Genomic DNA, 10,334 nt, shown 5'->3' with positions numbered 1-10,334 from the left:
CCAGCGGATTCTTACCCGCATTGCGAATCCAGAACAAATCGATTTCCATATCCATCAGATCAGGGTCTGTTTCGCTCAACAGAATATCGTACGGAACCTGTCCGTCTATTGTCTCAAACTCAAACGCATGGTTGTGGTAGGCAAACCGCATACCGGCCTTTTTGCACGCTTCGCCAACACTATTAAAAAACTCAGGAAGGGCTTTGTAATTCTCAAGGGTGCGTTGATTTTTCGAAAGCCAGGGACAGACAATGAACTTGTGACCAATAGTGGCTGAGGTTTCGATGACCTCATCCAAATTTTCTTGCAGCATTTTAAGTCCAATGTGAGTGGCCGGTGCAGAGAGTTCAAGTTCGTCCAGCAGTTTCCGCACGTCCGACGGTTTACGGTCGTAATAGCCGGCAAATTCCACCTCTGTGTAGCCAAGTTGTGAGACTTTGGCAATCGTTCCTTCGAAGTCGTCTTTCATGAGGCTGCGAACCGTGTAAAGTTGTAAGCCTATATTCCCAAGTTTTTTGCTCTCCGGGCTGATGGAGGCTGTTTGGGAAGACTCTGTTTTGCCAAAGGCAAGTTCAACAAATGAAAAACCACCTATAGCCATACCTGCAGAAAATCTCAAAAAATCTCTACGTTCCATAATCTCCCTCGCTTTGATTCAGTTATGCTATGAGTGCTTTGTTGTTCAATGCACGACGTTACCAAGAACTGCCGAATATTGTCCCGCCGTTCAAAATCACGGCGCTTCATAGCAGGATAACTCGAAAAAGAGTGTCTATTTTATAGAGTGCTTTAGGGATGCTTAAAGACATATAAATATATAGTATGCATTGCTAAAAGCAAGCAATTAGTTACCATCTCTTAATATTTCACTTGCAGAATGAATCGCCTTTTGGAATACCTTGATTTTATTGTTCATCATTGGCATTTTACCTAAATGAATCTCTCTATTATTATTCCTGTATTTGAGGAAAGCAAGAAAATTACCCGCGATATTGAAGCGGCGTCGGCATTTCTAATGAGCAATCGTTTAAAAGGCGAAATTATTATTGTTGATGATGGCAGCAGTGACAATACCAGCCAAGTTGCTGAGACCGTCGAAGTTCCCACAGAAATTGACTTGAGGGTACTTCGTAACGATCACCGGGGTAAAGGATTTGCCATCCGAACCGGCATAAAGGCATGCCGTGGGAAACATGTAATGTTTGCAGACAGCGGCAATTGTGTTCCCTACCAAAACGTTCTGACTGGGCTGAATCTGATAAAAAACGGAGCCTGCGATATTGCGCATGGATCAAGAAAACTCCGGGAAAGCAAGATTTATATGCCGCAAGCATGGTACAGGAGAATTTACTCGACGATTTTCCGCTGGTTCATTATCGCCATTATGAAAATTCCGTCTGAATTTACAGATACCCAATGCGGTTTTAAAATCTACCGCGGCGATTTAGCGAGAAAATTGTATAACGACTGTATAACAGATGGTTTCATGTTTGATATCGAAATCATCCTGCGAGCTCGGAAGCAGAAATTTCGTATTAAAGAATTTCCTGTCGAGTGGACGGCCGACCGCGATAGTCGCTTGCTTCGAAATCTAAGCCTTAAACAAATGTATAATGAACTTATAATGATTAAGCGAGCTATTTCTAAATTGTGACAGAGAATTTATCCCACGACCCGAAATGTTGAATCCCGGCCTCCTCCCCGCCATCTTCCTCGGTTAATATCATGGCTAAAACATCCTGATTTCGCGAGCAATATTTTTCGACTTCATCAGGACTCATAATCATAAAAGCGGTTGAAAGAGCATCGCTGGTTGCGGCGTTAGCGGCCCAGGCCCAGGCAGCACGATTTCCTTGAACAGGCCGGGCTGACCGAGGATCTATAATATGCTGACCTTTTTGCAATCCTGAGCCACTCAAGGCCTGATCGCGCAAATTCAGACGCATTAAGGTTTGTTTTGGGTTTAGCGGCCTGCTCAAAGTGAGCGGCCAGCCTTTTGTTCCGGGAGGCGCCCCCAGCGCAAATACCGAGCTGGCGCCGCCATGAATTAGCGCCGAATCAATCTCCCAGTCGCGCAGCAATTCGACTAATTTGTCTACTGCATATCCTTTACCGATACCACCAAGATCGACGTGCAACGGGCTTGCATGAACTGTGACAGTATGCTCGTTTTCATCAAGCTGTAAAAGGTTGAGACCGGTGTGTTGACGAGCAAATTCCAGTTCTTTTTCAGACGGGATGCGCACGGTTTTATCCTTGTCAAGCCAACACTTTAGAAGCGGCCCCATAGTTATATCAAAGGCGCCATCTGTTTCTTTGTAAATTTGGGCGCTGCACTCTAAACATTCGAAAGCTGCTAACCCAATCCGCACAGACTGATTTTCCGGAAGATTGTTAATTCGAGAGATGTCACTATTTTCGATGAACCGGCTGAGCTCTTGTTCAAGTTTGTCCAACTCAAAAAAAGCTTCGTAAGCCGCCTGTTGCGCATAGCTAGCATCTTCTTGCACGATAAAGATCTCATAAATGGTGGCCATGGCTTTATGAGAAAAGCGATGTAAATCGATGGCCGCATCAGTAGTGTTAGCCAGGCCAATATATTGCGTTGATTGAGTCATCTTTTCTTTTCGAACGAGGAACGAAGAGCGATAAGCGAATTGCGTTCAACAAAAATCGCTTATCGCTTGTCGCTACTCTTATTTACGAACGCATCCCACCAGTCTTGTCTGACATAACCTCGTATTTCTACTTTCGGACGCAACGCTACATACGAGTCAAAAAGCGGCACGTACAGATTTCTTGCACCAGGCGGCGGATATTCATACAGCTTTCGCATCAAGTCTTTCTCGACACTTGGAGAAGCAATGATGACAGGCGCAGCCGGTGTTGTTTGATCAACTTTATTCCACCAGCCCACATTAGGAAAAGCCCGCAAGTACCAGGGAAGCGGCCAATAATCATCACCTGGAAAAATAACTTCGATATACATATTTTGCCCGTCAGGGTGGACTGCGGTAAGCTCTTCTACCCGCGAGGCAACCTGGTAAATATCAGAAACCGGATGTGCGTAAACATACGGATTGGTGGAGTCCTCATAATATTTGTAATTTGAAAAGTAAGCTTGTGTACCAAGATGTCCTACCCCGACAAACAAAATCCCACCAAAAAGTATTTTGACAAGACGGTGTTTATTTTTCGCCTGTTTTATGATTGCCGCAGCGCCAACGCCAGCCATTAAAATCATTCCGTGCAAAAATTCTATTAAATTCCAGGGCGTTTTGTAAGGAATCATTGAATAGGCGATCGTCATGAAAATTGTATAAAAAGCTAAAAATCGAATCAGATTGGCGTCAAATTTAAATCGATTGTGCCATTTGAACGCCGTTAGAATTCCCACACCGGCCAAACTAATAATGAAAGCCTCGGTCCAGACCGGACCGGTAGCATACTTTGAGAAGAGCAGCATTTTGAGATAATAGTACCAGGGATGAATGTGTAGAGTATCTTGTCCGGCCCGGCTAAAATAGGTTTTGTAAGCAACGATAGAATCCAGTATCCCTCGCCAGTTGCTAAAAAACGAGGAATAAAACAAAGCGGAGACGGCAATAGCAGTTAAACAAACTGTGATGACATGCGATAGTTTAAGATTGAATCGTTGAACTTTCTCTCTTCGTTTGAGCAAAAGTGTGAATACAATTGCCGTGAACATAGCCCCGTAGGCAATGACGCATGTTTCTTTGGTCGCATGCATGAGTCCCAGGAATACTCCGCTGAGGGCAGCCCAAACGATGTTTTTATTCACGGTATATCGGTAACAGGATATGATGGCCCCAAAAGTGAAGCAGACCATGAGCATTTCTTGAATGTAGTAACGGCTGTAGAAAACCATCGCGGGGGAGACAGCGGTTAACGCAGCGGCAAATAGCGCAGCAGGCCATCCGAGGCCATTTGTCAGGAACAGGAGCAGCGCCACCAGTAGCACCCCAAAAAAAACGGGCACCATACGCAAATGAGTTTCGTTGATTTTGGTGATTTTTTGGGCCGAACTAAGCCAGGCCGGAACCAGCGTCAAATAATTGAGTGTAGGGCCGTGAAACTCGTGACTGTCATATCGATAATATCCTTGCTCTAACAGCGAGCCGAATTTGACGGCATGGACCGCCTCGTCGGTGTGCATGGGACGCTGCTGCAACTGCGGCAAACGAAGCGCAAGTGCTGCCATTATTGCGGTCAAAATCCAAAGGAGGTTTTTCGCAGACGGTCTCACATTGCGGCTACCAGTTTGCCATACACTTCAACTTCGATGTAATGATTTAAATCGTTGTTAGTGTTGCCGTTGCTGTAAAGGCGGACGTAGCGCGCCTGCACACCTTTGGCGTCCACAAGTCTGCCTTCGGAGGTTTCAACGTAGTGCAGATCTTCGCCGGCGCCCAAGCCGGTGGAGTTATCATGATCACTATTAAAAATAGTGTGAACGTTTGCAGTGAATTCGGAATCATCGGCGACCTGTACGATCACATCAAAGTAGACTCGGGCCTGCTTATGAAAATGCCAAAACAAGATAGCATAAATATCGTGTTTGGCCCCAAGATCAATGGTGACGTGCTGCAAAAATGGTCCAAGCTCAACATAACTGCCGTCAGCGGCCTCTCGATCGCCATCTGTAATCATGACAATTTCACCGATGATGGGTGCATCATCAGTGCTGGCGATGGGTTTCCCAAAAGCGATATTTTTTGTGCCGGCTGGCGCCAGAAAGGGTGGGCGCGGCTTGCCCAAAGGCTTCTGTAATTTAGCAACGCGGAAATTCTGAGGCGTACCTACAAACATGGGTTTGGGAAGCTTAATATCCAAAAGCGCCATCCCGCCGGAGCTTGGCTCGGATTGAGTCGGCATTGCAGTTTTCGCCGGCCTGGAAACCATCTCTTTCTCTGGCTCCTTGTTCGTAGGTTCGGTCACATCGGCTTCGACCATTTTGACCAACGCGGCATCTTCATTTACTTTTGGGTCTTCTGCTTGATCTGTTTTCGCTTCCTCAACTACTTTTTTTTCAGGCCGCTTTACAGTCGTATCTTGTGAAGTTTTTTCCGAGCACCCTAAGCCAAACACAAAATAGAGTACTAACGGCACGACATTTACCATACAATTTTTGTTCAACATTCTATCTCCTGCTTAAACTCGTTCATTCAGGTATCACTTTACCGGCGTTAACAAAATATTCCTAAAGCGAATCGGGCCATGGTCTCCCTGCAGCATGAAGGGACCCGGCTCTGCCTCCCGACTGTCCAGCGCGCCACCTGTGATGCCGGGAATCTCGACGTTATCGATGATCAACTCATCATTAAGTACAACTGTTACTTTCCGGCCCAGAAAAGTGATGTCGCAGGTATTCCATTCGCCGGCCGGTTTTATCGCCATTTTATTCGGCGTAACGAAACCGTACACGCCTCCTGCTCTTAAACTACCTGGCGCTTTACCATAGTTATCCTCAATTTGAACCTCATACCGGCCGCGCAAATAGATGCCGCTATTGCTGCCTTCCGGGAAATGATACTCCAGGTGCAGTTTGAAATCGGTGAACTTTTGCCGGGTGACCAGATCCACCCCTCGCTGAGTATTGATTAACATTTCATTTTCAACCTGCCATTTGTTTTCGTGGTTTGGATTGCGCGGCATCCAATTTGAAAGGTCGTTTCGAATGAGTTCGATTGTCTCCCCCCATTCCGGCTTGCCAGAGAATTCCAGCGCCGGGGCGCGTTCTGCATGAAAACGAATGGTCTTTCCTGACTCACTCTTGGTCTGGCCTGAAATTCTGCCATCTTGCACTTTGCCGACAAAGAGCAAATCTTCAAGGGGTCTTTCGTACTGCCGCGGCAATGACAGATAAAGTTGATCACCATCAAAATGGATATAGCGAATTGGACGGGCGCTGCCGTAGCGGCCAACAAATTGGCCGCTCAATTCTCTATCTTTCTCTACGACTTCAAACCAGGAAGGATAAACCCCCTGAATATCATAGACCGTTACATCCCAGCGGCCCAAAACGGCGCTTTTATTTACTCCGGTATTGCTACCTTTCATTTCGAGTGTTCTTGAACTACAATTGACAAAGAGCAAAAATAAACAAAGGAATCCTATCCCTTTTCTCATTTATTTTTATCCTCCATTTTTTGGTTTTTCAGTACCGGTTTCACACCTATTCCAAAACAAAAGCTTGCAACGCAGGCGATCACCAGGAACAAGGCGCTGTAACCGTGCAGATTGAGAAGAACTTCTTGTCCGTGGGTACCAAAAAGCGGGTACATGCTTAGAATCATCGAAACCATAACTGGTAAGGAAAGCAACAAGACAAGCCAGAAAGTTATTTTCTGCCCAACCGAATTAACTTGTTTCTTCGAACTTTTACCATTGTTTTTTTCGGTAACTAAACCGAACCGGTTCCGCAATTCTCCCGGTACGAATCGATGCGCGTCTGCCCATATGATCCCCACAATCGCTATACAGACGGCAAACACGGGCGCCACAACGACATGGAGCAACAAAGCGACCCCGGTGAGAGAGTTGCCCGTAAACAATATAGGGAGGAACCCGGTCAGAGTTAAAATGATGAAACTTGCAATACCAAGAACATAAACCAACCTTTTTGAATCCCGACGCAAATCTCCAAACCGAATTCTCCGGATTTCTACAAACGGGCCAGTTAAACCTCCGGACCTATTTAGATAGATAATCGCAGCAATGACACCCAAAAAGCCAATAGTTGAAATCACACGAAACATATTCAATACCAGAACTCTCTAACTTAATCACGATTCGACTGCAGGAACAACGAAAACCCTCTGAGCAAATAAATTAATAAAATCATAATTAGCACCGCGCTTGCGGCCAAAACTATGATTTTCAGCGCCGGTCGAAATAAAAAAGATAGCCCGAAGAGTCGAGCATAAAAACTGCTGATGTCTTGAAAATCCACCATTCTTTTTGCAGTCCCGTTTTGGGATGCGACCGGCGTATCGATTCCGATTTTGGCAAAATAAAACGGGGAGTCGCTGGCATGACAATCTCCGCAGCTGCGAATACCCAACGACTGCGTTGCCGGTCGGACGTCATGCGCAAAAGCCCAAGAGTAAGGTTCGGCAACCGGATGGTCTTCCGCGCTCAACTCGCCCGACTCTGTCATTGAGTACAATTTACCGCCAGCGATATAAGCGGGCGTCAGAGTGGAATCGCCTTCAACAAGCCCTCGCATAATCTCAACAATCTTCTGCTCGGTTAAATCGGGCCAATCGCCAGTACCCAGAGTGTCTCTTTCAACAAAGTTAGCGGCAACAGGCCTCACTATTTCAGGGTCGAGTGGCTTGATAGTGGCTCCTTCCACCTGCGCCCAGAAGGCCGGCCAGAACATTTTGTGCGGCGCAACTTTTCCATCTTCCTGTTCAACGAAAATCGGGGCTACAATATGAGGCAGCGCCTCGTCAGACCTATTGACGCGATGCGTTCCAAGCGCGTGTGCCCTTGAAGTCTTAATGTTGTATGCATTTTCTTCCGGCCAGGGACCCGAGTGACAGGAAGTACAGGTCAATTTACGAAAATGAAGGGGCGGAATCCCCACATGTTTCGGTATGCGTGCGCCCAAACGACCCGCGCTCGGACTCTCCGATAAATCCTCTCCCAGGTGACAGCCTTTACAAGTTAGGGTTGCGGCGCCCGGTTTGTCATATTCCTCAGCCTCACCTTGATAGCCTCGAACCATGTCATGATCGAGACCGTTACGATGACAGTCCACGCATTTCATGCCCGCAACAAGATGAACATCTTCGTCGAATTCCCACCGTTCCGACTCGTCAGTGATAACTTTGGTCGAATGACAAAAGTAACACCGCTCATTGGGAACCTGGCGCACAATATTGAACAAAACCTTCCCTTGTGTATTCAATCTAGTTTTGTCATACGCTACGGACGGGGGGATTTTTCTGCCGTCATCCAGCAATGAACCGTAGATGCTGTAATTATCCGGCATGTCTTTCGCCGAACCGCGAACTGTAGCGAAACCGCTGGTGGCGCTGGCAGACCAGCGAAAGTTCTGTTTCCTAATTTGGGTGTCGAATTCAGCCTGATCGTGGCCCTGTTCGGCATCATGGCAACTCAAACAGTTGACTTCAAGCTTGCCGGAGACCCACCAGCGCATAACATTTTCCGGGGCCTGCCTATCTTCATCATCGCCAATACTGCCTCCCGGCATGTGTCGGCCAAACCGTTGGATAAACTGCAAGGGGGTGATTCCCAAATCATCGGGTTGATAAGCTCCGGTCCAATTCCGATAAGACAGGGGCAGTTGCGTAGCCGTGGTTCGATCCGCAAGAATCCAGGGTTGTCCACGACGACCGGGATGAGCATTTGGATCAGCAGCGTTAAAATGCCAACCCGAGCTAATCTTCGCGTAATTATGACAGGGAAGACAGGTCTGCTTGGTGGAAAAGGGCAGCATGGGTTCATCCCCAGGCCTGATTAAAGAACCCTCTTCATCATACAAGTTTATGAGATGAACGGGAATCGAACGATTGCCATCGCTGACATCGCCGAGTTTAGTCTCTTGAGCAGGAACTTGAATCGTGTAAATGCTCGTCGAGATGAACATCAGGACAACAAGTCTGGTAGTTGTCATTAAATTCTGAACTCTCCTGGTTTAAATTTTAGTTTTCTACCGGTTTTCACAGCCTCATTGACTTTTAAGACTGTTACCGCCGTTTCATAACCGATATCCTCGGGACAGTTGAGCTTGGCCTCGCCTCGAATTGCATCGAAAAAATTTTCCAGATGCGGCTTATGGTAAGGATCATTGAACACAATTGGCAACCGATGTTGGGGCGGTACCACCGTCTCACGGACGTCCAACACCGCGCCGGTCTCCTGTGTATTCTCTACTTCCGGTGCAGCCAAGTAACCCATATCCACCCATTTGCTCCATTCCGGCGCGGCCGGTTCACGATAAATGCCGCCCCTGCCGGCAGACTCCGAAATATGAAGAGTGGCCTGGTCGCCAAGAAAATTCTCAAAATAACCTTCGCTGCTGTTGGTGGTAATTGTCTGATAAAAAGCCCTGACTTTCCCCTGTGCGGTTTCATATTCATAAATGGCTAAAACGGTGTCATACCATTCGTGGGTTTTTTTATCGTAGTAGTCCGTGCCGCCGCTGGCCATGACGGATTTTGGCTGGGCCTGCAGGAACCAATTGAAAATATCTATTTGATGCGAGCCTAAGTCAACAATGGGACCTCCGCCCAGGTTACGATACCAGCGCCAATTGCGATATTGATGCATGGAATTGAATCCATACTTTTGTAACGTGGCCGGGGTGATCGCATATTTTTTTGGCCAGCCGAGGTCCGGCTGCACGGCGCGGTTCCACTGGCCATTGATAGTGGTGATGCGGCCAAGAATTTTGGCCTCCTTAATCAGTTTGTTGTAGCAGTGCAGGTAGCGGGGATTGCTGCGGCGCTGATGGCCGATCTGCAGAAGCTTGCCGGTCTCTCTGGCAGCACGCACTATCCTCCGAGCCCCTTCCAGCGTGTTAGACATTTCCTTTTCACAATAAACATGCAATCCGGCTCTTAGACAATCGACCGTATGCTGCGCGTGCCAAAAGTCCGGGGTGGCAATGATAACGCCGTCAAGATCCTTCTCCTGCGCGAGCATTTCCCGATAATCTTCATAAGCGCTAGGATCATGACCATACTTTCCCAGCAATCCGACGGCTCGTTTCAGATTGTAATCTTTCCAAATGTCACAAACTGCCTTAAAGCGGACATTCGGCATTTTAAGGCCGGCATTCAACAAAACCTGTCCCTGAGCGCCAACTCCTATTATTCCAATATTCAAGTCGTTTGAAATTTTGCTTCTTTTCTGTCCCAGCACCACGGGCGCAATAAGCAGTCCTGCTCCCGCGGCAGCGGTGGTGCGCAGAAAGCTCCGCCGGTCAATGCTTTTCTTTGATTTTTTTTCATCCATTTGCCTGTAACTCCATCAAGTTTAGCATCTTAATTTAAGTGCGGCAATTTAGTGGCAACGTCGCATTTGAGCTTCATGCCTAAAGTTTTTATCTCACGGGTGTAATGCAGAATCGTCTTCCAATCATGTTGAACCTTTAATTCGAATAACTCACCGAAAATTCTCAATCAAATAAAGGTCGCTTTCATAACGATCAACGGTTGTGAGTAGAATTGCTCGGGAATCCGGAGAAATAGAAAGACCCATACCAAATATTGATGTTGAGTCCTCCAGCTCTAAAAAAGTCTTTATCTCACCCGTGGCAAAGCTGAACAGCTGAATAATGT

General features: G+C 47.0%; 9 protein-coding genes. 1 reads left to right on the top strand and 8 read right to left on the bottom strand.

Going from position 1 to position 10,334, the window contains the following annotated elements; all coding sequences use genetic code 11:
* Nucleotides 1-637: TIM barrel protein (locus IH879_12660; protein ID MCH7675790.1), on the bottom strand; the 637-nt coding region annotated here is incomplete at its 3' end.
* Nucleotides 638-934: 297 nt separating this feature from the next.
* Between IH879_12660 and IH879_12655 the strand changes: the two genes are divergently transcribed.
* Entirely contained in the window at nucleotides 935-1,654 is a 720-nt protein-coding gene (locus tag IH879_12655) for a glycosyltransferase (protein MCH7675789.1), read from the top strand.
* Here the strand turns inward: IH879_12655 and IH879_12650 are convergent.
* From IH879_12650 to IH879_12620, 7 genes are read right to left on the bottom strand one after another with little or no spacing between them, the layout of a single operon-like run.
* The gene (locus IH879_12650; protein MCH7675788.1) at nucleotides 1,644-2,618 is read right to left on the bottom strand and encodes an FAD:protein FMN transferase; all 975 of its coding nucleotides are present in this window, start codon (nucleotides 2,616-2,618) and stop codon (nucleotides 1,644-1,646) included. The genes IH879_12655 and IH879_12650 overlap by 11 nt on opposite strands.
* Nucleotides 2,619-2,677: 59 nt before the next feature.
* The gene (locus IH879_12645; protein ID MCH7675787.1) at nucleotides 2,678-4,222 is read right to left on the bottom strand and encodes a TIGR03663 family protein; all 1,545 of its coding nucleotides are present in this window, start codon (nucleotides 4,220-4,222) and stop codon (nucleotides 2,678-2,680) included.
* Nucleotides 4,223-4,263: 41 nt separating this feature from the next.
* Complete coding sequence (locus IH879_12640) at nucleotides 4,264-5,160, bottom strand: hypothetical protein (protein MCH7675786.1); 897 nt, start codon at nucleotides 5,158-5,160, stop codon at nucleotides 4,264-4,266.
* 33 nt (nucleotides 5,161-5,193) lie between these two features.
* Nucleotides 5,194-6,150, bottom strand: coding sequence for a DUF1080 domain-containing protein (locus tag IH879_12635; protein ID MCH7675785.1), 957 nt, complete (start codon nucleotides 6,148-6,150; stop codon nucleotides 5,194-5,196).
* Complete coding sequence (locus tag IH879_12630; GenBank protein ID MCH7675784.1) at nucleotides 6,147-6,779, bottom strand: hypothetical protein; 633 nt, start codon at nucleotides 6,777-6,779, stop codon at nucleotides 6,147-6,149. Before IH879_12630 ends, IH879_12635 begins: the two co-directional genes overlap by 4 nt.
* A 23-nt stretch (nucleotides 6,780-6,802) precedes the next feature.
* On the bottom strand, nucleotides 6,803-8,665 hold the full coding sequence (locus IH879_12625) for a hypothetical protein (GenBank protein ID MCH7675783.1): 1,863 nt from the start codon (nucleotides 8,663-8,665) through the stop codon (nucleotides 6,803-6,805).
* A complete protein-coding gene (locus tag IH879_12620) occupies nucleotides 8,665-10,008 on the bottom strand; it encodes a Gfo/Idh/MocA family oxidoreductase (GenBank protein ID MCH7675782.1) in 1,344 nt (447 codons plus the stop codon). Before IH879_12620 ends, IH879_12625 begins: the two co-directional genes overlap by 1 nt.
* Between the last annotated feature and the right edge of the window lie 326 nt (nucleotides 10,009-10,334).

The organism is candidate division KSB1 bacterium (assembly GCA_022562085.1).
In the GTDB taxonomy this organism is placed as follows: Bacteria; Zhuqueibacterota; Zhuqueibacteria; order Oceanimicrobiales; family Oceanimicrobiaceae; genus Oceanimicrobium.
The sequence above is the reverse complement of the archived record's forward strand: the minus strand, read 5'-3'. Positions and strand labels throughout refer to the sequence as shown.